Raw genomic sequence first — 22,770 nt, forward strand, 5'->3', positions numbered from 1 at the left:
AAAAACTACCGGCCGGAGAAAAGCCGATCCTGCATTCCGACCAGGGCTGGCACTACCAGATGGTCGGCTATCAGCGGCAGCTCGAAAAGCACAACATCGTCCAGAGCATGTCGCGCAAGGGCAACTGCCTCGATAACGCAGCCATGGAAAGCTTCTTTGCCATTCTCAAATCCGAATTCTTCTACCCGACCAAATTCGAAAGCGTCCAAACTCTCAAAGACGGCATTGCCGACTATATCCGATATTACAACAACGACAGGATCAAACTGAAACTCAAAGGGCTGAGCCCTGTACAATACAGGACCCAGCCCTCAAAACTGCCCAGCGCCTAATCTGTCCAACTTAATGGGGTCAGTTCAGAAACGGCGGGCTTTTTCGTGCGCAGGGCTCAGGCTCAGGCCTTGGTCAGCTTGATGATGCTCGATTCACCGCTGCGGGTTTCCGTGACGGCGTAGACGGCACCATCCGGCCCGACCTTCACGTCACGAATGCGCGCATCGAGATCGACGCGCTCCTCATGGGCGACCTTGTCGCCGTCCAGATGGAGAACGACCACGCCCTGGCTGACGAGGCCGCCGACCAGGAAGGCGCCTTTCCATTCGGGAATGGCGTCGCCGTCATAATAGGCCATCCCGGATGGGCCGATGACCGGATCCCAGTAATAGACCGGCTGTTCGGTCTCTGCCTTTTCGGTAATGCCTTCGCCGACGGCGCTGCCGCTGTATTCGACGCCATAGGTCACTTCCGGCCAACCGTAGTTCTTGCCGGCCTGAGGCAGGTTCAGTTCGTCGCCGCCGCGTGGACCGTGCTCCACGGTCCAGAGACGGCCCTGGCCGTCGAGGGCTGCGGATTGCAGGTTGCGATGGCCGAGGCTCCAGATTTCCGGCAGCGCGCCTTCCTCGTTGACGAAGGGATTGTCCGGCAGCGCCTTGCCGGTCATGTCGATGCGGAAGACCTTGCCGAGGCCGCTTGCGAGATCCTGGGCCTGGACCCGCGGCTCGCTGTCGGAGCGCTCGCCAACGGTGACGTAAAGCTCGTTGTTCGGGCCGAAGACGAGGCGCGAGCCGAAATGCTTGTTGCCGTCATAGGTCGGCGTCTGGCGGAAGATGACGCTGACGTTCTCAAGCTTGCCGCCACCGTTTTCGTCCGCGACCAGCTTGGCCGAGGCGACCGACGTTCCATTGCCACCGTCGCGCGGCTCGGAGAACGAAAAGAAGATCATGCCGGACGTCGCATAGTCGGGAGCGAGCGCCACGTCGAGCAGGCCGCCCTGGCCACCGAAAGCAACTTCCGGAACGCCTTCGATCTCCGGACCGGCCTTGCCGTCGGCGGAGATGATGTGCATCTCGCCTTCCTTGGCGGTGACGAGCATCCGGCCGTCGGGCAGGAATTCCATCGCCCAGAGATGCGGCAGGCCTTCGGCGACGACCTCGGTGGCGATCTTCGGCATGGAGGCCGGCTGGGTGGCGCGCGTCTGGTTCTCGAAGGCTGGCTTCTGGTCCGGAGCGTTGGCGCGGCCGGTCTCGACAGGCTGGCCGGCGGTTTGCGCCAGGGCAGGTCCGGCAATGATGGCCGCCGAGAGGATGGTGCTGGTGATCAGGCTGGTTAGCAGGAGGCTGGGGCGTTTCATCGATAGCTCCCTTCGATGAGGCGTTGATGCGGTGTCGGCTTCCCTGTCGGCGCAGCTCCCTTCGGGAGAACGCCGGACAGTGGCAACGAGATAGGGCGCCGTGCGCGCGGGGCCGAACACGCGTCGTTCAAGATTACTTTATTGCCCGGGGCCGTCTTTCACGCACGGGACAAAAAAAAGCCCGCCTTGCGGGCGGGCTTTCGATCGAAGACGGTCAGTCGCGCCATCAGTCGAGAAGTTCGGCAGGAACCTTGCCACCGTTCTCGGACAGCTTTTTCATCAGCGCTTTGTGCAGCCAGATGTTCATCTCGGCGGAGCCGTCGTTGGCGCCGGTATAGCCCAGTTCATCGGCCAGTTCCTTGCGGGCGGCGAGGCTGGAATCGAGATCGAGGGCCTTCATCAGGTCGACGATCGACTTGCGCCAGTCCAGCTTCTGGCCGCTCTTGGCCACCGCGTCATTGAGGATGGGCGCCACATCGATGGGCGAGGAAGGCGTCGGCGCTCCTGCCTGGGGCGGCACGGGCGTGACCGGTGCCGGTGCGGCAGCCGAGGCTGCCGGCGGCGTCGGTGCGGCGCCCGCAGCTGGGGTCGTCTTGACGTCGGCGGCCTCGGCGCGGCCGAAAATCGCATTCTTGATCTTGTCGAAAATACCCATTGGTGAGTCTCCCATTTTTTAGGAATTCAGCATGGAAGTATCGCAGCAAGGTTCCGTTTCAAGACGCGCCAAAGGCGGAGCCGCCTGCGTTGCTACAATCCCAGGACCGTCAGCATGACGAAGGTGGCGAAGAGGACGAAATGCGTCATGCCTTCGATCGCATTGGTCTGCCCGTCGTTCAGGTTGATCGCCGCCACCACCAGCGTGATTCCGACCATCACGGTCTGGACGGGCGTCATGGCCATGATGAAGGGCTGGCCGGTATAAAGCGCGATGCCTTCCATTACCGGCACGGTCAGGATGACGGTCGAGAGCGACGCGCCCATGGCGATATTGACGACGGATTGCATGCGGTTGCGAAGAGCGGCTCTCAGCGCCGTCAGGATCTCGGGTGCGGCAGAGATCGCGGCGACCACGACGGCCATCAGGGCAGGGGGCGCACCGGTGCCTTCCAGCCCGGTGTTGAGGAAGGCGGACATGAATTCGGCGAGGAAGCCGATGATCAGCACGCCGACAAGAATTATGGCGATCGAGAGTGTTGCCGATTCCGCTTCGGCCTCGTCATGCGCAGGCCCATCGGGCATCGCTGCCTCCGTCTTCGTCACGGGCTGGGTGACCGCTGGAATGGCCGGCTGCGGAGCCGGCGAGGTAACCGGAGACGTTGCCATCGCCTGCGGCGTCCGCGGCGTGCGGCTGTAGCTGTAACTGAAGAAATAGCTGTGCGGGCCGACCTGCATGCGCAGGAAGAGCGCATAAAGCGCAATCATCGCAAGGATGGTGAAGGCCGAATAATAGTGCCATTTCGCCTCGGGAATGAATTCCGGCACGATCATCGAGATGCCCATCGCCGTCAGGATCATGGCGCTGTAGGTGCGGCTGGAATCGTCGTTGTAGATCTGCTCGCCATGGCGCAGGCCGCCGAGCAGGGCTGCAAGCCCAAGTATGCCGTTGATGTCGAGCATGACGGCCGAATAGATCGTGTCGCGCACCAGCGTCGGGGAATTGCTGCTGCCCATCATGATCGCCAGGATCAGCACTTCGACCGCAACGGCCGACAGGGTCAGGATCATCGTGCCGTAAGGGTCACCGACCTTGTGAGCGAGGATTTCCGCATGATGTGCGACACGCGTCGAGGCAAGCACGATGACGCCGATCAGCACTGCGGCGGCGATGAGAGACATCGTCTTGCCGCTTTCCAGCACGGCATGTTCGAACAGGTAGGCGACAAGCACGACGGCGAAGGCCGCAAGAAGGAAAGCCTCCTGCCGGACGAGCGACATTATTTTCAAAGATCCATCTCCTGTTCGCCGGGAAATCTAACGCGTCATCCGGCCGCATCAAGTCGAAGGGCGTAATGCCGCGGACCGTTTGCGCAAATTGTGCGATGATGACATTATTTCGCTCGTGGCCTGGAACCTCGCTGCGGTCTTTCGCATCTCCATTCAGAAGCCGTAGCCCAAAAATCAACAGTGATACGGCCACGCGTAAGGAGGAATTATGAGCAAGGTCGTTTACAAGGTCGTCCCGCATGACGGCGGCTGGGCTTACCGGCTCGGAGATGTGTTTTCAGAAACGTTTCCGACCCATTCGGATGCGCTCCAGGCCGCGCGCATTGTCGCTGCGGAACAGCAGGTAGGCGGAGAGCCCGAAGAGATCAGCTGGCAGGATGACAAGGGTGTCTGGCACACCGAGCACAGCGACGGTGGCGATCGGCCGGAAGCCGAGGTCCAGGACGAACAGCAGGCCGGCGCGCGATAAGCGCCGCTGTACGGCGTTGCTCCGGTTTGAAACTGGTCTCGCACCAGTTCTGCCTTGCGCATGCCATGGCGTAACGCGCCTTGCCCCTAGTGGCGGAAACGATTGGGGCCGTACGAAACGGCCCCAAAGTATGGTTGGAACTTAAGCGACCGTTTCGAGCGCCGGATAGTCGGTATAGCCCTTGGCGCCACCGCCGTAGAAGGTCGCCTTGTCGGGCTCGTTCAGGGCTGCGTTGTCCTTGAAGCGCTCGACGAGATCCGGGTTGGCGATGAACAGCTTGCCGAAGGCAACGGCATCCGCGTAACCGCTTTCGACGGCCTGTTCGGCGCTGTCCTTTATGTAGCCGTTGTTGACTACCCAGGCGCCGGTGCCACCCGCCTTGCGGTAGATGTTTTTCAGTTCGTGATAGTCGAACGGCTTGTCGCCCTGGGTGAAGTCGCGGTCACCGCCGGTCGCACCTTCCACGACGTGGATGAAGGACAGGCCGCGCGAGCCGAGTTCGTTGACCAGGTAGTTGTAGACTTCCTGCGGCTTCGTCTCGGTGATGCCGTTGGCAGGCGTCGTTGGCGAAAGGCGGATGCCGACGCGGCCGGCGCCGATTTCCTTGGTCACCGTGTCGACCACTTCAAGCGCGAAGCGTGCGCGGTTTTCGATCGAGCCACCATACTGGTCGGTGCGCTGATTGGCGCCTTCCTTGAGGAACTGCTCGATGAGATAGCCGTTGGCGGCATGGATCTCGACACCGTCGAAGCCTGCATCGATCGCGGCGCGTGCGCCCTTGCGATAGTCCTCCAGGATGCCGGCGATTTCAGCCGTTTCGAGCGCGCGGGGAGCCGAGGTCTCGACAAACGCACCGCTGCCGTCCGGATTGATGATGTAGGTCTTGCCGCCGGCCGGGATGGCGGAGGGGGCAACCGGCGCGCCGCCATTCGGCTGCAGCGAGACATGGCTGACGCGGCCGACATGCCAGATCTGGGTGACGATCTTGCCGCCCTTCCTGTGAACGGCGTCGGTCACCTTCTTCCAGCCGCTGACGGCTTCCGGAGAGTAGAGGCCCGGCACGTCGGCATAACCCTGCGCCTGCTGGGTAATCGGCGTCCCTTCCGTGATCAGCAGACCGGCGGTGGCGCGCTGCTCGTAATAGGTGACGTTGAGATCGTTCGGTGTCGCCTTGGGAGAGCGGTTGCGCGTGAGCGGCGCCATGACGATCCTGTTCGCCAGTTCGATGTCGCCGAACTTCACCGGGTCGAAGATAGTGGTCATTGCAGGGTCCTTTTGCCTTTGGCTTGGGAAGGGTGACGTTGAGGAGGAGGCCTGATCAGAGCGTCGATCTAAGCTCGGTCAGGAAGGTTGCGATCGTGTCCTCGTTGCGGGAATAGAAGGCCCATTGCCCGACGCGGTCCGATTTCAGCAGGCCTGCCTTCTCAAGGGCCGCCAGATGCGAGGAGACGGTGGACTGGGAGAGACCACATCTCTTTTCGAACTGCTTGGCGCAAATGCCCATTTCCAAGGGATGCGCCTGGTCGCTGAAATGCTGCTCTGGTTCACGCATCCATTCCAGGAACGAGATCCTTATCGGGTGGGCCAGTGCCTTCAGAATTTCCGTTTTGTCGATGGTCATCTATAAATCGCCTCCAGACGATATGTAGATCGTATTTTCTCGATTTAAAGAGGCAAAAAAATCGGGCCAACGGATTTCTCCGCGGCCCGCTAGGTGTGAAGGTCGATAACCTCCAGAGGGGAACAGCCAGCGCGGTGGCGGGGAAGCCACAAGTGGCGCTAGCTGATTATGAATATGGTCCCGCATATTCCGGACGACAAGGTCTGGATGGGATATTGAACGTTACTTTTGTAACGGCTTGCGTCTAAATTGTAATCGAGGGTTCCGGCCGGGCAAAAAAAAGAGGGCCACCGGATCACTCCAGGGCCCTTTTAAGTGTGAAGGTCAAAAAACCTCCAGAGGGGAACAGCTGGTGCGGTGGAACTGGGAGGAAAGCCACCGTGTGCATCAGCTGAGTGCGATATGGTGGTTTTTTGTGCAATGCGCAATCTTATTTTGTGCAGGACTGCCATGCAATGTGCGCAAGGCTGCTGTCTTAAAACCTGCATAATTGCCGGATGTGATCTTCGAATCGGAGGCTAAGCCGCTAATTCCGCTTAGAAATTCCAGTTTCTAGCCTTTGCGACGATGAAGTCACGAAAGACTTTCAGCTTCGCCGCGTTCTTCATCTCGTCCGGATAGCAGAAATAGGTGTCGAAGGTCGGAATGTCCGCATTGATGGCGAGCTGGATCAGGCCGGGGTCGCGACCGACGATATAGTCGGGCAGAACGGCGATCCCGATTCCCAGAAGGCAGGCGCGCTTGATCGAGGTCTGGCTGTTGATCTGCAGATGCGGCGTGCGCGTGTTGTCGGACGAGCGGCCGGCACTTTCCAGCCAGTTGACGTCCATCAGCCAGTTCGGCGCCGGCTCTCCGAAGGTGATGATGCGGTGGTTGTCGAGATCCTCGACCGTCTGCGGCTCCCCGAACCTGTTGATATAAGAGGGGGCCGCATAGACGTGCATATGCACGGTGAAGAGCTTGCGCTGAATGAGATCGGACTGCTGCGGCTGGCGAAGGCGGATGGCGCAGTCCGCATGGCGCATGTTGACGTCGACTTCCTCGTTGTCGAGGATCAGCTGGATCGACATTTCCGGATAAAGCTGCAGGAATTCCTGCACCTTGTCGGTCAGCCAGCCCTGGCCGAGACCGACCGTCGTCGTGACGCGCAGCTTGCCGGACGGCTTGTCGGTCGTTTCGGTGAGCTGGACCTTGACGGTTTCCAGCTTCAACAGAACGTCATGGGCCGTGCGATAGAGCAGTTCGCCCTGTTCGGTCAGGATCAGGCCGCGGGCATGGCGGTGAAACAGCTTCACGCCCACGTCCTGTTCAAGCGCGCTCACCTGGCGGCTGATCGCCGACTGGGAAAGGTGCAGCTTGTCCGCGGCATGGGTGAAGGAGCCAGCCTCCGCCGCCGCATGAAAAATGCGCAATTTATCCCAGTCGAGAGGAACGCCCATGCTTACTCCGCTGCTATGGCAACCGGCTGGATGCCTGCCAGATAACGTTCCGCTTCGAGGGCTGCCATGCAGCCCATGCCTGCGGCCGTGATGGCCTGCCTGAATGTGTCGTCGGTCACGTCACCGGCTGCAAAGATGCCGGGCACGTCCGTCGCGGTCGAGTCAGGCGCCGTCCACAGGTAGCCGCCGGTCTTCATCCTGAGCTTGTCCTTGAACAGCTCGGTCGCAGGTGCATGGCCGATAGCGACGAAGACGCCGTGGATCGGATGGTCGGTAATCGCGCCGGTCAGCGTGTTGCGCAGCTTGACGCCTTCCACCGATGGCGGGAGTGGCGGCTTGGCCGGCTTGCCGGTGATCTCGTGGATTTCGGTGTTCCACAGAATTTTGACGTTCTCGCGCTGGAACAGGCGTTCGCGCAGGATCTTTTCCGAGCGGAATTCGTCACGGCGGTGAACGACGGTCACCGTCTTGGCGATATTCGACAGATAGAGCGCTTCCTCGACGGCAGAATTGCCGCCGCCAACGACGATGACGTCCTTGTTGCGATAGAAGAAGCCGTCACAGGTCGCGCAGGCCGAAACGCCAAAGCCCTGGAAATGCTGTTCGCTTTCGATGCCGAGCCACTTTGCCTTGGCGCCGGTGGAGATGATGATCGTGTCGGCGGTCCAGACCGCGCCCGAATCGGTGCGGATCGTGAAGGGCCGGCCGGTCGTGTCGACTTCGGTCACGAGGTCGTTGACGATCTCGGCGCCGACATGGGTCGCCTGCTTGAGCATCTGCTCCATCAGCCAGGGGCCCTGGATCGGGTCGCCGAAACCTGGATAGTTCTCGACGTCGGTGGTGATCATCAGCTGGCCACCCTGTTCCATGCCGGCGATCAAGACCGGCTTCAGCATGGCGCGGGCTGCATATATGGCTGCCGTATAACCGGCGGGGCCGGAACCGATGATCAGCACTTCCGTGTGACGGGCGGACATGAAGACTTCCTTTCAAGGATCGGTCAGAACGTTCGCACCCAATATAGGAAGGCCTTTCCCGCTCTGCCGCTTTTTGTAAACCATGTAATGTTGATCCATGCGGTAGTGCAAGGGCAGGTTTGCATTAGTAACAGGACAGTTGGACGCAACAGCCTGAAAACCGGCGCAAAGCGGAGTGCATTCGCTTGCGCCTTGCGTTAAACGAGGTTTCGATTAAAAGCCTTCCCATTCATAGGGGAACACCGTGCTCCAGGCCGATCTCGACGCCATTGACATCAAGATATTGAGGGAGCTCCAGCGGGACGGCCGTATCACGAATGTGGAACTTGCCGAACGCGTGGGGATTTCCGCACCGCCTTGTCTGCGGCGTGTCCGCAAGCTGGAAGAAGCCGGAATCATCGAGGGCTACCACGCCCTTCTGAACGGCCCGAAGCTCGGCTTCGACCTCGTCGCTTTCTGCATGGTCGGACTGAAGCGCCAGTCGGATGCGGATCTCAAGGGATTTTCCGCCAGAATGCAGCAATGGCCGCTGGTGCGCGAAGCCTGGATGGTCAATGGCGACAGCGACTTCCTCCTGCGCTGCACGGCCGAGAACCTGACGAAATTCCAGGATTTCGTCATCGAGGTCCTGACCGCCGACGAGCATGTGGATACGGTCCGCACCATGCTGACCATTCGCCAGGTCAAGCAGCTCGGCCTCGTGGAAGTCTAGGGCCATGTCCAAGCTACCGATCTCGGCCTTCATCATTTGCCAGAATGAGGAGACCTATCTCGGCCGGTGCATCGAGAGCCTTGCCGACTTCTCCGAGATCATCCTGGTTGATTCTGGCTCTACCGACGGCACGCTCGATCTGATTCGCTCCTATGCCGACAAGGGCTGGCCGATCCGGCTGTTCGAGGAAAAATGGCGCGGTTATGCGGGACAGAAGCAATTCGCTCTCGAGCAATGCAACGAGGCCTGGTGCCTCAACATCGACTCCGACGAGCGGCTCGACCGTGACCTGAGGGCTCTTCTGCCCGAGCTGATCAAGGCGCCGGATGATGTCGTCGGCTGGCGGGTCGCAAGACGCCCTTACCTGATCGGCTTCGGCTATACGCCGGCGCATGTGAAGGAGCGCAAGAACCTGCGCCTGATCCGCAAGGGCAGGGGATGCTACGATCTTTCCCAGGCCGTGCATGAGGGGATCGTCCCGGATGGACGGGTCGACAATGCCGCGACGGGATCGCTCCTGCATTTCCGGCCGCTGATCATCGACGAGCAGATCCTCAAGGAAAACAAGTATTCGACGCTGAAGGCCGACCAGCAGTTCGCCTCGGGCAAAAAGCCGAGCACGTTGAAGCTCCTCTTTTCGCCCTGGGTCTATTTCCTGCGGCTCTATTTCAAGAACGGTCTATGGCGCTGCGGCGTGCCGGGTTTCATCGAGGCGATGACCGGCGCCGTCTATTCCTTCCTAACCCAGGCGAAGCTGTTTCAGCGCACAGCGCTCAGGGATCGGCCGAACCAGGATGATGCCGAACGGCACTAGGACATCGATGCAATGAAAGTACATCACTATCACTTCGGCAAGGACGGCGGTGCGGAGAAGTTCTTCGTCCATCTGGTGGGCGCGCTCGGTCGACGCGGCGTCGAGCAGAGCGCGATCATCAGGCCGGATCGCATCTGGCGAAAGGATATCGCACCCTACGCCACGATCATCGAGAGCAATTTCCGTAATCTCTCCCCGGACCGCCTGCTCCTGCCGATCAAGGCGACGATGATGGCGCGACGGGAAAAGCCCGATGCACTGATGTCGTGGGCCACGCGCGCAAGCCGCCTCATGCCCGCTTACAAAGGCTGCATCAAGCTTTCTCGGCTCGGCGACTATCCGACCAACCTCAGCTATTTCAAGAATACCGATACGCTCGTCTGCAACACGCCCGGCATTGCCGAACACGTGCGCCACAAGCTCGGATGGGACAGGGGCGTGGAGGTGATCTCCAACTTCACCAATACCGAGAAGGTCCTTCCCGTCGACCGTGCGGCTTACGACACGCCCGCAGATGTTCCGCTCGTCATGTCGATGGGCCGCTTCGTCCGGCGCAAGGGGTTCCACACGCTGATCGAGGCTGTCGCGCAGCTTCCGCATGCATGGTTGTGGCTTGCCGGCGACGGCGAGGAACGTCAGGCCCTGGAGGGGCTGGTGCGCGAAAAGGGTATGCAGGACCGGGTCCGCTTTCTCGGCTGGCAGAAGGATACGCGCGCCTTCGTCGCTGCCGCCGACGTCTACGTCATGGCATCCGATCACGAGCCGCTCGGCAACGTGATCCTGGAGGCCTGGGCCCAGGAAAAGCCGGTCGTATCGTCGAAATCCGAAGGGCCTGTCTGGTTCATGCGCGATGGGGAGAACGGGCGTCTCGTCGATATCGGTGATGCCACGGGGTTTGCGACGGCAATCGGAGAGATCGTGCTGGACGCGAAACTCGCCCGATCGCTTGCGGAAGGCGGCCATCGCACGCTGATGGCGCAATTCTCCGAGGAGGCGATCGCCGGCGCCTATATCGACCTGTTCAAGTCGCGACCGCGCTAGGTCTGGTTTTCAGCGAGAATTGAGCAGCGCGTCGTAGACCTGGCCCAGCGCCTCCACCTCGTTGGTGATCGAGAACGATGCGCGTGCGTGCTGCAACGCGCGCGCCGAGGCGGCATCGCGTCGAATGCCGTCATCCATGAACTGCGCCGCGGTGGTTGCCATGGCCTTCATGTCGTCGCGCGGGACGATGGCGCCGGTCTCTTCGTTGCCGGTGACGATGAGTTCAGGAAAAGCGCCGACATCGGTCGCGATGACCGGGACGGCGGTTGCCATGGCTTCCAGCGGCGTCAGGCCAAAGCCTTCCCAGCGCTGGGGAGCAATGAAGAGGTCGAGCGCGCGGTACCAGTCATTGATATTGGTGTGTTCGCCGACAAACAGGATGCGATCGGCAAGACCGGCTTTCGCTATCCTGTCGATCAGGCCTTTTTCGTAATCGACATGCGGACCGGTAGCACGGCCTGCCACGATCGCGATCCAGTCAGGACGGGCCGGCAGGACGTCGATCATCGCATCGACGAAGAGGTCGGTGCCCTTCTGGTGACGGACCCGGCCAAAGCAGCCGACGATCTTCTTGTTCGCGGGCAGGGCGCATACGCGCTTGGCTTCGGCCTTGTTGGCCGACGGTACAAAGCGCTCGGTGTCGATGCCGTGCAGGATGACGGTGTTCGGCACGGTGAGGTAACCCGACGTGCGGCTGCTGGTGGCGATCACCGCGTCCATCTTCGAGATCAGCCATTTCGTCCAGCCCGTGTGCTTGCGCTGCGAGGCCGAAGTGAAGGCGATCTTCAGCTTCATCCGCAAGACGTCGCGCAGGAAGATCGCCGGCAGCATCTCGATGTTACGGCGGGCATGCCAGACGCGCACGCGTTTTCCCCGCGGGGCCTTCCAGCCGTGCAGGAGATCGCGAAAACGGATATGGGGAGTACTCGACGGCAAGCCCGGCCCAAGCGCTGCCACCTTGTAGCCAAGGGCACGCTGGACCGGAACGAGCTGTATGATGGTCGAGGTGACGCCGGAAAGGCGCCGCTTGAAATTCGGCGCGATTACTTCGACGTCACTGATGTCGACGACGGCGTCGTCGCCTCTCTTACTCACCGGGCATCAGCCCCAGGAGATGGAGAGGATCTCGTAGGCCTTGGAACCGCCTGGCGCCACGACCTCGATCGAATCGCCGGCTTCCTTGCCGATCATCGCACGCGCGATCGGGGAGGAGATCGAGATGCGACCCTTCTTCACGTCGGCTTCCTGGTCGCCGACAATCTGGTAGATCTTCTCTTCTTCGGTATCTTCATCGACGAGCTTTACCGTCGCACCGAACTTGATCGTCGAGCCGGACATCTTGGAGAGGTCGATCACCTCCGCGCGGGCGGTGAAATCCTCGAGTTCGGTAATGCGGCCTTCGTTGTGGCTCTGGGCCTCCTTGGCGGCATGATATTCAGCGTTTTCCGAAAGGTCGCCATGGGCGCGCGCTTCCGCAATCGCTTCGATGATACGGGGACGCTCTTCCTGCTGTCTCCAGCGCAGTTCTTCCTGCAGCTGAGAGAACCCGCTCGGCGTCATCGGTACCTTATCAACCATTTCCTTGTCCTTCAGGGGTGTGCACGCGGCTACCGCGGACACAAAAAGAAACAGGTTCCGGAGCGTAAACTTCGGAACCATCACATCGTCAAAATATAGGTCACTATAGCAGAATTTCGATGTTCCCCGTGAGGAAATTCGAAAAACCGTCATGTCTCCCGCACAGATATCTGATGTGAACCGCGGTCGTTTGTCAATCTCTTGACGCCCAAAATGAGAACATATATAGAACAAACATAATGAAGAAGTCGCTGAAAGAACGATTGGCGATCCTGTCGGACGCCGCCAAATATGACGCTTCCTGCGCCTCCAGTGGGACGACGAAGCGGGATTCGTCGGCATCCGGAGGCTTGGGCTCGACGGAAGGCTCCGGCATCTGCCACGCCTATGCGCCAGATGGTCGCTGCATCTCGCTTTTGAAGATTCTGCTCACCAATTTCTGCGTCTACGACTGCGCCTATTGCATCAACCGCTCGTCCAGCAATGTCGAGCGGGCACGCTTCACCCCGGAAGAAGTGATCTGGCTGACGCTGGAATTCTACCGGCGTAACTATATCGAGGGCCTGTTCCTCTCCTCCGGCATCATCCGCTCCTCCGATCACACGATGGAGGAGATGGTGCGGATTGCCAGAGAGCTGCGGACGATCCACAATTTTCGCGGCTATATCCACCTGAAGTCGATCCCGGAGGCGTCGGCCCATCTGATTGAGGAGGCGGGGCTTTATGCCGACCGGCTGTCGATCAATATCGAATTGCCGACCGATGCCGGGATCGGCCAGTTCGCGCCGGAAAAGCGGCCTGACAATATCCGCCGCTCGATGGGCAATCTCAGGCTCAAGATCGAGGAAATGGCCGAGCCGACATTGCAGACGAAGCGGCGCAAGAAATTTGCGCCCGCCGGACAGAGCACCCAGATGATCGTCGGGGCGGACGGCGCCAATGATGCGACCATCCTCGGCACCAGTGCGCGGCTATACGGCAGCTATGGTCTGAAGCGCGTCTATTATTCCGCCTTCAGCCCCATTCCCGATTCGTCGCGCAACCTGCCGCTGATCAAGCCGCCGCTGATGCGCGAGCACCGTCTCTATCAGGCCGACTGGCTCTATCGCTTCTATGGCTTCGATATCGGCGAGATCACTGCGGGTGGCGTCAATGGCATGTTGGATCTCGATCTAGACCCGAAGCTCGCCTGGGCGCTCGGCCATCGGGACCGCTTCCCGGTCGATATCAACCGCGCCGACCGGGAGATGCTTTTGCGTGTGCCGGGCTTTGGCACCAAGACGGTCAAGGGCATCCTCTCGTCGCGGCGCTTCCGGCGCCTCAGGCTCGATGATCTGAAGCGGCTCGGGGTGTCGCTGAAGAAGGTGCAGCCCTTCGTCGTCTGCGACGGATGGACGCCGCACCGGCTCGTCGACCGGTCGGACCTCCGCGCCATGTTTCAACCAAAGCCGGAGCAACTGTCGCTGTTATGATGTTCCGCTATTCTTTGCGGGGGCGGGGGGATCCGACCGAGTGGCGGGATGCGGCCCGGGCTTTCATGCTGGCCGGCATCGAGCCTGACATTATCGACTGGCGCACGATGGACGATGCCGACGGGCTGTTCGGTTTCGACGACAACCGCCTGCCGGAACCGTCTCCTCTCTGCAACAAGCCGATCGTGTCGTCGGCATTCGTCCGGCTTGCCGAGGCGGTTCTCTGCCATTCCGACCCGACCCGCTTCGCGCTTCTCTATCGCATGCTCTTTCGCATCAGTTTCGGGCGCAGGCTGCTGCAGGATGCGAGCGATCCGGATGTGGTCGCGGCCAACCGCATGGCGAAGTCGGTCGGGCGCGATTACCACAAGATGACGGCCTTCGTGCGCTTCAAGGAGCTGCCGCTGCCGGAGGGGACTGTCGGGCGTCGGCGCTTCATCGCATGGTTCGAGCCGGACCACTTCATCGTCAAGCGCGTGGCGCCCTTCTTCCAGCGCCGCTTCACCGATATGGACTGGCTGATCCTGACGCCCAAAGGCTCGGCATCCTGGGATGGCGAGGAACTGCGCACCACCGACGACCCGGCGGAAAAGCCCGATCTTCGCGATGAGACCGACGAGCTTTGGCGCACCTATTACGCTTCGATCTTCAACCCGGCGCGGCTGAAGGTGAAGATGATGACGAAGGAGATGCCTAAGAAATACTGGAAGAACCTGCCGGAAGCCGAGCTGATCCCGAGCCTCATCGCCAATGCCGAAGCGAGCGTGCTGGAGATGGCAGCGAAGCAGGCGAGCGAGCCGCTGCCCTTCCATCATCGTATCCAGGAAGCGGCGGCGAAGGTGCCGGCTGCGCCGCGCGCCGCTTCAGGCACGCTCGAAGGATTGCGGGAGGAGGCACGGTCCTGCACGCGCTGCGACATCTATTGCCGTGCCACGCAGACGGTGTTCGGCGAGGGGCCGGCCAATGCCGCAACGATGATCATCGGCGAGCAGCCGGGTGACCAGGAGGACCTGGCTGGCAAACCCTTCGTCGGGCCGGCGGGACAACTGTTCAACACGACGCTGAAGGAGGTCGGCATCGACCGCCACAGCCTCTATGTCACCAATGCGGTGAAGCATTTCAAATACGAGCCGCGCGGCAAGCGCCGAATCCACCAGAAGCCGAATATGGGCGAGGTACGGCAGTGTCGCTGGTGGCTCACCCGGGAGATTGAGCTGGTGAAGCCGAAGCTCGTCGTAGCGATGGGCGCGACGGCGCTGTTTGCGCTCACCGACATGCGCCAGAAGCTGGAGGATGTGCGCAGCGAGCCGATCGCCATGGAGGATGGCCGCACGCTCTTCGTCACCGTCCACCCGTCCTACCTCCTGCGCATTCCCGACGAGGGCCGCAAACGGGAGGAGCTCCTTCGCTTCCGCGACGATATGGCGGCGGTTCAGCGCCTGATGTGATGCCGGGCAATCCGGCGTCGAGCGATCGGGCGGCGAGGGCGGTTGCGCGAGGTCAATGACATGGGCAGCAGTGCGGATCAGTCTTCCTATGAAGGTCCTGTTGCCTTCTGGAGGATAATGTCATGGACATATTGCAGCATTTTTCCCTGTTCGACGCCGGCCTGCTGGTCCTGCTCGCCGCGGCGCTGCTGGTGGGTCTCATCAACGAGGCGTGAAGCGATCGTCTTTACAGCGCCGGCATGCCGCCATGGTGTGAGGGCGATTTCGACCGGGATGGCGGCATCAGCACGATCGGCCTTGCGCAGTCTGCTGGCGCAACTTTCGCCGGAGCTTGGGCATTCCCGGTCGACGTCCGACACGCGGTGTCGCCCGCCTGCGACGCCATCCGGCAACCGCACAACGCGCGATAATCATGCCCTGTTTCCGTTGCAATCTCGCCGCGCCTGCTGTGCCATTGCGAGACCAAGTCGGCGCGAAACGATACGGGCTGCGAGATCTTGTGTGCACTGCAGCGTAGTCTCTTAAGACTTCCCAGTCTTCAATCGGGACAGGCCGAATTTTGGCCTCTAGCCTATCCCAGGATCAATTCTGGAGGTGCCGCCGCATGACGAGGCGGGTTGCTAACCTGATCATGTCGATCCTCGTCGCGGTCGCGACGTGGACAGCCTTGGCTATTGTCGCCTTGCTGATGTGGAAATATTTCCGGGATTATGCCGGATGACCCGCCAGCGGACATGTTGTATCGCGCCGCGGCGCGCAGCGATCCTTCGTATCTGATCCTCGGGCGTCCATACCGTTTCTGCGGAGCCACTCAGCCAGTTTCCCACGAGATAGCCGTCACGGCACGTAGACCGGATCCTTCGGCAGGTTCGGCGGATTGTAGCCGCCTGCGTCGATCCGGATTCTGACGGAATCGTGCAGCATCGCGCCGTCTGGAATGAGGCGTCGATCCTTGCAGGGGATGTAGATCGTGCGCCGGTCGCCACGCTTGCGCCAGGAGTTTTCCGGCACGCGACGGGGCACGGCCTCGAGCAGACGCCAGCCGAAGCTCATGGAATTGTGCAGGGTCGCGAGCGGATCGAGTGGCACGTATTTGTTGTCGCGCTCGCCGCGCACCAGATTGTCGACGGTATGCTGCTGAAAGAGCAGCCCGGTGGGTTCCGTCTCGCGGATCATCCAGTCGAGCGGGATCTTGATCTGGCCGCTTTCGGCCTCGGGATAACCGCCGCCGATATCGCCATGCACGCCGGAAAACCAGACTTCCCTGAAATTCTGCTTCGCCTTCACCTTCTTGAACGGGCTGCCCCTATAGTCCTGATCGGCCGCCCAGAGTTCCGGCTGGAACATGGTGCGGCGCTCGTCGATGGCGACCGCGTGGCGCACCCATTCGACGCTCGGGTTTTTCCGGGTGAAGGGATGGGTCTTCATCTGCAGCCAGTGTTTTCCGGGCTCGATGACGGAAGCGACCGTGTCGAACAGGCCGAGCAGCTTGATCGGCGGCCTGCCGGTGCGCAAAGTGCGCTCGTAGAGGCGCATCGAGGCGAAGGCCGACCGCGCATCGCCGTCCTGCACCATGTCCTGCCCTCTCTCTTCCCGGTCGGAAATCCCCTTGTAGGTGTTGTAGGCGTAATCCAGCAGGTTGAGATGGTACCGGCTCATGAAGCCGAGCGCGTGGATGAAGCCCGCCAGAACCCGGGCGGTATAGGCGCCGCGGCTGAAGCCGAAAATGTAGATGCGGTCGCGATCCACATGGTTGCCATCGGCATCCGTCGGACCGGCATCGTAGTTTTCGATGAGAAACCGATAGGCTTCCTTGACGTTCTGGTCGAGCCCCCAGCCGGTAGCCAGCCCCCAGACCTCGACCGAATTGCGATAAAGCTTCGACCAGGCATTGTTGGCGCCGAATGTGCCGACGCCTGGATCATAATGGACGATCTGGCGCTCCGAACGCTCCAGCGCGCCGAACAATCTGAGCACATTGGTACGGTCCGCAGAAATCTCGTTCGACGTCCCGTCGAACAGAATGACGATGTTCTTCGACATGCCCGCCCCCTCGCGAATGCATGAGGGAAATTACCAGCCGTGTCGGGGATGTTCAATGAAGGGCGGGTTTCAGATGGAATTGGGGGCTAGGGCTACTTTTCACAGATCAAGCCAAGGCAGGCGGCTTGTCGGCAGGTACTCGGAAATACAATGGCTTGCGGCAAGATCTTTGAAGATTGAGTCCGTGGTCTAATCCACATCCTGAACGCGGTCGGGAGGCGCGGCTCTCATTGCTGCCAATACCGCTCTATACGGGACGTTAACTCAGGGCCGCGCCGAGAATGTCCCAGATGATCGATGGTCGGGCGCCGATGAAGTAGCCCAGGCCACCTCCAAACGGGAAGAAAAGCACCGCGCCTATCCAGCCAGCCATCACGAACCCGAACCATGCGCCGGCAACAATGCCGACGCTGATCATGACAATCGCAATGATGGCCTGCGGCTTGCTCATGCAGGAGAAAATGGGTGCGCGGCAGCGCGTAATCAATATGCGCCTATTCCTGTGCTGCCCAGGAGCGGGAAGGGTGCTTGAGGCGAACTCTTCGAATCGATCTTCTAGTTCAACGTCCCCACATACCTATCGAGCTTCGCAAGCGTCTGCTGCCCACCTTCCACCGCGCCGAACTCGACAACCGCCTGCTTGGCCTCTGCGGTCGGCAGGATAAGGGTGAGCGTGATGCGGGTCTTGCCGCTTTCCTCGTCGAGCGTGATCAGGCCGGTGAAATGCGCGGGCTCATCCAGTTCGCCGCCGTGGTCATAGGCGATGCGGGAGGGGGCGGTGATCTCGGTGTAGCGGATCCAGTTCGGCCAGTCCTTTCCATCCGGACCGTGCATCGTGTAGTGCCACAGCCCGCCAACTTCGAAGGTCATGGCGTGCGTCTCGTTGGTGAAACCGTCCGGTCCCCACCAGGCGTCCAGATGCTTGGCATCGGAGAGGGCCGCGAAGACGAGTTCGCGCGGCGCGTCGATCAGGCGGTCGAGGCGGATGATTTTGCTCGGGTCGAGTTCTGCACTCATCTCAGCGATCCTTTTCCAAGTCGGACAAGACGGCTTCCAGCCGGTCGAAATTCTGCTCGTTGGCGGCCCGGAGGAGTTTCTCGATCTGCCGGTTCTCTTCCGTGTCCTCAAAGGACATGCGCCAGGTGAGGCGGGTATCGGCGTCAGCCTCATGGAAGCCGATCTCGAGGCCGAAGGCGTGCATCGGGCCGTGATGGAAGGCGACGATGCGCTCATCCGGGCGGATATCCTCGAAGGTCCAGTGGTTTTCGAAATCGGTGTCGCTGGAGGAGGTCATGACGATCATCCATGTGCCGCCGTTCTCGAACTCGAATTTTTCGATGCGGTTGGTGAAGCCATGTGGTCCCCACCATTTCGCCAGCACATCCGGGTCGGAGAATGCCTTGAACAGGGCAGAGCAGTCCGCCGCAAACACCCGTTCGTTCTCGATGATCAGTGAGCGGTTCCCATCAGCCATTGTCGTCCTCCCGTTTGTCTTCCGGCTGTTTCAGTGTCGCGAGATAGTTTTCCAGCCTGTCCAGCCGATGTTCCCAGAGCTTGCGGTAGTCGCCGAGCCAGCCGTCGACAGCCTTCAATGGTTCGGGCTCCAGGCGGCAGGGGCGCCACTGGGCGGTGCGGCTACGGGTGATCAGGTTGGCGCGCTCCAGTACCTTCAGATGCTTGGACACGGCCGGCAGGCTCATGTCGAAAGGGGCCGCCAGTTCGTTGACCGTCGCCTCGCCGGTCGCCAGCCGTGCCAGGATCGCCCGGCGCGTCGGGTCCGCCAGTGCGAACATCGTCTGGGAGAGTGGGTCGAGGGACATATTTATCCGATCGGTTAATTAACTGATCGGATAAATACACGGCAAAATAAAACCGGTCAACAGCGATGCTGACCGGTTCCGATTTGGCTTAGAAATAGCTCTGCAGCGGTTGGACTTCGAGATTGCCGGCCTTGAGTGCCTTGATTGCCATGGCGGCAGCTTCGGCGCCGGCCATGGTCGTGTAATAGGGCACCTTCTGCATCAGCGTGGCGCGGCGCAGCGACTTGGAATCCGAGATCGCCTTGTTGCCATCGGTCGTGTTGATGACGAGCTGGACCTGGCGGTTGCGGATGGCGTCCTCGATATGCGGACGGCCTTCCAGAACCTTGTTGATCTTGGTCGCCTCGATGCCGTTTTCGGCGAGGAAGCGGGCGGTACCGCCGGTTGCCATGACCTTGAAGCCCGATTCCGTCAGCAGGCGGATCGCCGGCAGGACGCGGGTCTTGTCGCTATCACGAACCGACACGAAGACCGTGCCGTCGCGCGGCAGCTCGACATTGGCGCCGAGCTGCGACTTGGCGAAGGCCAGCGCGAAATCCGTGTCGAGGCCGATGACTTCGCCGGTCGAGCGCATTTCCGGGCCGAGCAGCGTATCGACGCCGGGGAAGCGGGCGAACGGGAAGACGGCTTCCTTCACGGCGATGTGCTTGAGGTTGCGCGGGTCCGGCTTGGTGCCGTAGGCGGAGAACAGCGGGTCGAGCTTCTCGCCGGCCATGGCGCGGGTGGCGATCTTGGCGATCGGCGCGCCGATCGTCTTCGCCACGAACGGCACGGTACGCGAGGCGCGCGGATTGACTTCCAGTACGTAGACCGTCTCGTCCTTGATGGCGAACTGGACGTTCATCAGGCCGACGACGTTGAGCGCCTTAGCCATGGCCTTGGCCTGGCGCTCCAGCTCGTCGATCATCTCATTCGACAGAGTGCGTGGCGGCAACGAGCAGGCACTATCACCCGAGTGGATGCCGGCTTCCTCGATATGTTCCATGATGCCGGCGATGAAGACGTCCGTGCCGTCGCAGAGGCAGTCGACGTCCACTTCGATGGCATTGGACAGGTAGCTGTCGAACAGAAGCGGGTTCTTGCCGAGGAGCGTGTTGATCTGGCCGGTCTTGTCGTTCGGGTAGCGCTGCTTGATGTCCTCCGGGACGAGTTCCGGCACGGTGTCGAGCAGGTAGGTCTGCAACTGGCCTTCCGAATGCAGGATCTGCATGGCACGGCCGCCGAGAACGTAGGACGGGCGCACGACGAGCGGGAAGCCGATCTCGCTGGCAACAGTACGGGCCTGTTCGACCGAGTATGCGATGCCGTTGTTCGGCTGCGTCAGGTCGAGCTTCATCAGCAGTTTCTGGAAGCGGTCGCGGTCTTCGGCAAGGTCGATCATGTCCGGAGCGGTGCCGAGGATCGGGATGCCGTTCTTTTCCAGTGCTTCTGCGAGCTTCAGCGGGGTCTGGCCGCCCAGCTGGACGATGACGCCGACGACTTCGCCCTTTTCCTGTTCCGCGCGGAGAATTTCGATCACGTCTTCTGCCGTCAGCGGCTCGAAATAGAGGCGGTCGGAGGTGTCGTAGTCAGTCGACACGGTTTCCGGGTTGCAGTTGATCATGATCGCTTCATAGCCGGCATCCTTCAGGGCGAAGGCGGCGTGGCAGCAGCAATAGTCGAACTCGATGCCCTGGCCGATACGGTTCGGGCCACCGCCGAGGATGACGACCTTCTTGGCGGCCGAGACTTCGGCTTCCGAGCGCAGCTCACCAACGAAAGGCTTCTCGTAGGTCGAGTACATGTAGGCGGTCGGCGAGGCGAATTCGGCGGCGCAGGTGTCGATGCGCTTGAAGACCGGGCGGACGTTCAAGGAGTTGCGCAGTTCGGCAACTTCCTTCGGACGCTTGGAGGTCAGCGAGGCGAGGCGGGCGTCGGAGAAGCCCATGGCCTTCAGCATGCGAAGGTTTTCGGCATCGGTCGGCAGGCCGTGTTCGCGGATGCGGGCTTCCATGTCGACGATCGCCTTCAGCTGGGCGATGAACCACGGGTCGATCTTGCAGGCCTCGTGGACTTCATTCTCGGTCATGCCGAGGCGCAGCGCCTGGGCGACTTGGCGCAGGCGGTCTGGGGTCGGCGTGCCGATCGCGGCGCGGATGGCATTGTGATCGTCGCCGTCGCCGAGGCCCGGGATCTCGATCTCGTCGAGGCCGGTCAGGCCGGTTTCCATGCCGCGCAGCGCCTTCTGCAGCGATTCGGCAAAGGTGCGGCCGATCGCCATGACTTCACCGACCGACTTCATCGCGGTGGTCAGAACCGGCGAGGCGCCCGGGAACTTTTCGAAGGCGAAACGCGGGATCTTGGTGACGACATAGTCGATCGACGGTTCGAACGAGGCGGGCGTCGCGCCGCCGGTGATGTCGTTGTCCAGTTCGTCGAGCGTGTAGCCGATGGCAAGCTTGGCGGCGACCTTGGCGATCGGGAAGCCGGTGGCCTTCGATGCCAGCGCCGAGGAACGCGAGACGCGCGGGTTCATCTCGATGACGACAAGGCGGCCGTCGGCCGGGTTGACGGCGAACTGCACGTTCGAGCCGCCGGTCTCGACGCCGATCTCGCGCAGAACCGCGATCGAGGCGTTGCGCATGATCTGGTATTCCTTGTCGGTCAGCGTCAAAGCCGGCGCGACAGTGATGGAATCGCCCGTATGGACGCCCATCGGGTCAATGTTTTCAATCGAGCAGATGATGATGCAGTTGTCCGCCGTGTCGCGGACCACTTCCATCTCGTATTCCTTCCAGCCGAGCACCGATTCTTCGATCAGCACTTCGGTGGTCGGCGAGGCGTCGAGGCCGGAGCCGACGATCTCGAAGAATTCCGAGCGGTTATAGGCAATGCCGCCGCCGGTGCCGCCGAGCGTAAACGACGGGCGGATGATGGCGGGCAGGCCGACGACGTCGAGCGCCTGGGCGCCGATCGCCATGGCATGCGCCATGTAACGCTGCTTGCGGTCGGTCTCGCCGAGGTTCCACTGGTTTTCCAGCGCGTCGAGCGCCTTGTCGAGATCGGCGCCGGAAAGCGTGTCGCGCAGCTTGGCGCGCTCGGCCTCATGCGCCTTGCGGTCGGCATCCTTGATGTCGGTGGCGTTGGCGAGCATCGACTTCGGCGTTTCCAGCCCGATGCGGGCCATGGCTTCGCGGAACAGCGCGCGGTCTTCGGCCATGTCGATTGCGGCAGGCTTTGCGCCGATCATCTCGACATTGTAGCGGTCGAGCACGCCCATGCGCTTCAGCGAGAGCGCGGTGTTGAGCGCGGTCTGGCCGCCCATGGTCGGCAGCAGCGCGTCGGGGCGTTCCTTCGCGATGATCTTGGCGACGACTTCCGGCGTGATCGGCTCGACATAGGTCGCGTCGGCGAGGCCGGGATCGGTCATGATCGTTGCCGGGTTGGAGTTGACCAGGATGACCCGGTAACCTTCCTCGCGCAGCGCCTTGCAGGCCTGGGTGCCGGAATAGTCGAACTCACATGCCTGACCGATGACGATCGGACCCGCGCCGATGATGAGGATCGATTTGATATCTTGGCGCTTTGGCATGGTCTCTATCCACTGTTTTTCTACGCGAAAAGCCGGCTCGGGGCGTGGAGCTCCGGTCGGGTCGTGTGCGTATCATTTTTCTGGCTAGACGCGGCTTATAGGCAAATGTTCTGACGAACGGAACCCCATAAATCCGCAAATCGACAGGAAATCGCCGTTCGGCAGCGGGGAGAGGCAGCGCGAATGCGACC

At 61.3% G+C, this 22,770-nt stretch carries 22 protein-coding genes; 7 read left to right on the top strand and 15 right to left on the bottom strand.

The features are described from left to right. Window positions 1-332, top strand: a 332-nt coding sequence (locus tag BM216_RS20195) for an IS3 family transposase (RefSeq protein ID WP_143102806.1), incomplete at its 5' end; no start/stop codon positions are given. A 62-nt stretch (window positions 333-394) separates the two neighbouring features. On the opposite strand, the gene BM216_RS20200 is transcribed toward BM216_RS20195, so the two are convergent. The 3 genes from BM216_RS20200 to BM216_RS20210 form a co-directional block, all read right to left on the bottom strand. Next, window positions 395-1,630, bottom strand: a complete 1,236-nt coding sequence (locus BM216_RS20200) for a PQQ-dependent sugar dehydrogenase (protein WP_093001022.1) — start codon at window positions 1,628-1,630, stop codon at window positions 395-397. A gap of 226 nt (window positions 1,631-1,856) precedes the next feature. Beyond that, window positions 1,857-2,285 (bottom strand): DUF3597 domain-containing protein, encoded by a 429-nt coding sequence (locus BM216_RS20205; RefSeq protein ID WP_093001023.1) that lies wholly within the window; start codon window positions 2,283-2,285, stop codon window positions 1,857-1,859. 92 nt (window positions 2,286-2,377) lie between these two features. Further along, window positions 2,378-3,565 (bottom strand): calcium:cation antiporter, encoded by a 1,188-nt coding sequence (locus BM216_RS20210; RefSeq protein WP_093001024.1) that lies wholly within the window; start codon window positions 3,563-3,565, stop codon window positions 2,378-2,380. 217 nt (window positions 3,566-3,782) lie between these two features. On the opposite strand from BM216_RS20210, the gene BM216_RS20215 reads away from it, so the two are divergent. Next, window positions 3,783-4,043 (top strand): DUF2188 domain-containing protein, encoded by a 261-nt coding sequence (locus BM216_RS20215; RefSeq protein WP_093001025.1) that lies wholly within the window; start codon window positions 3,783-3,785, stop codon window positions 4,041-4,043. A 141-nt stretch (window positions 4,044-4,184) separates the two neighbouring features. Here the strand turns inward: BM216_RS20215 and BM216_RS20220 are convergent, their stop codons facing one another. The 4 genes from BM216_RS20220 to trxB all read right to left on the bottom strand — a co-directional run bounded on the left by BM216_RS20220 (window position 4,185) and on the right by trxB (window position 8,080). Continuing rightward, window positions 4,185-5,306 (bottom strand): alkene reductase, encoded by a 1,122-nt coding sequence (locus BM216_RS20220; RefSeq protein WP_093001026.1) that lies wholly within the window; start codon window positions 5,304-5,306, stop codon window positions 4,185-4,187. Between the two features lie 55 nt (window positions 5,307-5,361). After that, window positions 5,362-5,658 carry an ArsR/SmtB family transcription factor gene (locus tag BM216_RS20225; RefSeq protein WP_093001225.1) on the bottom strand — a complete coding sequence of 99 codons (297 nt, stop codon included), beginning with the start codon at window positions 5,656-5,658 and terminating at the stop codon, window positions 5,362-5,364. A 542-nt stretch (window positions 5,659-6,200) separates the two neighbouring features. Continuing rightward, window positions 6,201-7,103, bottom strand: a complete 903-nt coding sequence (locus tag BM216_RS20230) for a LysR family transcriptional regulator VtlR (protein WP_093001027.1) — start codon at window positions 7,101-7,103, stop codon at window positions 6,201-6,203. Window positions 7,104-7,105: 2 nt separating this feature from the next. Then, on the bottom strand, window positions 7,106-8,080 hold the full coding sequence (gene trxB, locus BM216_RS20235; RefSeq protein WP_093001028.1) for a thioredoxin-disulfide reductase: 975 nt from the start codon (window positions 8,078-8,080) through the stop codon (window positions 7,106-7,108). A gap of 244 nt (window positions 8,081-8,324) precedes the next feature. On the opposite strand from trxB, the gene BM216_RS20240 reads away from it, so the two are divergent. From BM216_RS20240 to BM216_RS20250, 3 genes are read left to right on the top strand one after another with little or no spacing between them, the layout of a single operon-like run. Then, on the top strand, window positions 8,325-8,792 hold the full coding sequence (locus BM216_RS20240) for an Lrp/AsnC family transcriptional regulator (RefSeq protein ID WP_093001029.1): 468 nt from the start codon (window positions 8,325-8,327) through the stop codon (window positions 8,790-8,792). Between the two features lie 4 nt (window positions 8,793-8,796). Then, window positions 8,797-9,606: a glycosyltransferase family 2 protein gene (locus BM216_RS20245; RefSeq protein WP_093001030.1), complete on the top strand. Its 810-nt coding sequence runs from the start codon at window positions 8,797-8,799 to the stop codon at window positions 9,604-9,606. Window positions 9,607-9,618: 12 nt separating this feature from the next. Continuing rightward, window positions 9,619-10,647 carry a glycosyltransferase gene (locus tag BM216_RS20250; RefSeq protein WP_093001031.1) on the top strand — a complete coding sequence of 343 codons (1,029 nt, stop codon included), beginning with the start codon at window positions 9,619-9,621 and terminating at the stop codon, window positions 10,645-10,647. Between the two features lie 9 nt (window positions 10,648-10,656). On the opposite strand, the gene BM216_RS20255 is transcribed toward BM216_RS20250, so the two are convergent. Then, entirely contained in the window at window positions 10,657-11,742 is a 1,086-nt protein-coding gene (locus tag BM216_RS20255; protein ID WP_093001032.1) for a glycosyltransferase family 4 protein, read from the bottom strand. A 6-nt stretch (window positions 11,743-11,748) separates the two neighbouring features. After that, entirely contained in the window at window positions 11,749-12,225 is a 477-nt protein-coding gene (greA, locus tag BM216_RS20260; protein ID WP_177230851.1) for a transcription elongation factor GreA, read from the bottom strand. 239 nt (window positions 12,226-12,464) lie between these two features. Here greA and BM216_RS20265 point away from each other — a divergent pair, with 239 nt between their 5' ends. Both BM216_RS20265 and BM216_RS20270 read left to right on the top strand, forming a co-directional pair. Further along, window positions 12,465-13,697 carry a putative DNA modification/repair radical SAM protein gene (locus BM216_RS20265; RefSeq protein WP_093001033.1) on the top strand — a complete coding sequence of 411 codons (1,233 nt, stop codon included), beginning with the start codon at window positions 12,465-12,467 and terminating at the stop codon, window positions 13,695-13,697. Continuing rightward, the gene (locus tag BM216_RS20270) at window positions 13,697-15,145 is read left to right on the top strand and encodes a UdgX family uracil-DNA binding protein (RefSeq protein ID WP_093001227.1); all 1,449 of its coding nucleotides are present in this window, start codon (window positions 13,697-13,699) and stop codon (window positions 15,143-15,145) included. The genes BM216_RS20265 and BM216_RS20270 overlap by 1 nt, the downstream gene beginning before the upstream one ends. 837 nt (window positions 15,146-15,982) lie before the next feature. Here the strand turns inward: BM216_RS20270 and BM216_RS20275 are convergent. The 6 genes from BM216_RS20275 to carB all read right to left on the bottom strand — a co-directional run bounded on the left by BM216_RS20275 (window position 15,983) and on the right by carB (window position 22,579). After that, entirely contained in the window at window positions 15,983-17,188 is a 1,206-nt protein-coding gene (locus BM216_RS20275; RefSeq protein ID WP_093001034.1) for a T6SS phospholipase effector Tle1-like catalytic domain-containing protein, read from the bottom strand. 259 nt (window positions 17,189-17,447) lie between these two features. Beyond that, the gene (locus BM216_RS20280; protein ID WP_143102807.1) at window positions 17,448-17,675 is read right to left on the bottom strand and encodes a hypothetical protein; all 228 of its coding nucleotides are present in this window, start codon (window positions 17,673-17,675) and stop codon (window positions 17,448-17,450) included. Between the two features lie 68 nt (window positions 17,676-17,743). Next, the gene (locus BM216_RS20285; protein ID WP_093001036.1) at window positions 17,744-18,205 is read right to left on the bottom strand and encodes an SRPBCC family protein; all 462 of its coding nucleotides are present in this window, start codon (window positions 18,203-18,205) and stop codon (window positions 17,744-17,746) included. Window position 18,206: 1 nt separating this feature from the next. Then, window positions 18,207-18,662 carry an SRPBCC domain-containing protein gene (locus BM216_RS20290; RefSeq protein WP_093001037.1) on the bottom strand — a complete coding sequence of 152 codons (456 nt, stop codon included), beginning with the start codon at window positions 18,660-18,662 and terminating at the stop codon, window positions 18,207-18,209. Further along, on the bottom strand, window positions 18,655-19,008 hold the full coding sequence (locus BM216_RS20295; RefSeq protein WP_093001038.1) for an ArsR/SmtB family transcription factor: 354 nt from the start codon (window positions 19,006-19,008) through the stop codon (window positions 18,655-18,657). The genes BM216_RS20290 and BM216_RS20295 overlap by 8 nt, the downstream gene beginning before the upstream one ends. A gap of 88 nt (window positions 19,009-19,096) precedes the next feature. Next, complete coding sequence (gene carB, locus BM216_RS20300; RefSeq protein WP_093001039.1) at window positions 19,097-22,579, bottom strand: carbamoyl-phosphate synthase large subunit; 3,483 nt, start codon at window positions 22,577-22,579, stop codon at window positions 19,097-19,099. Window positions 22,580-22,770 lie beyond the last annotated feature (191 nt).

It is taken from the genome of Rhizobium sp. NFR07 (assembly GCF_900111905.1).
GTDB lineage: Bacteria > Pseudomonadota > Alphaproteobacteria > Rhizobiales > Rhizobiaceae > Neorhizobium.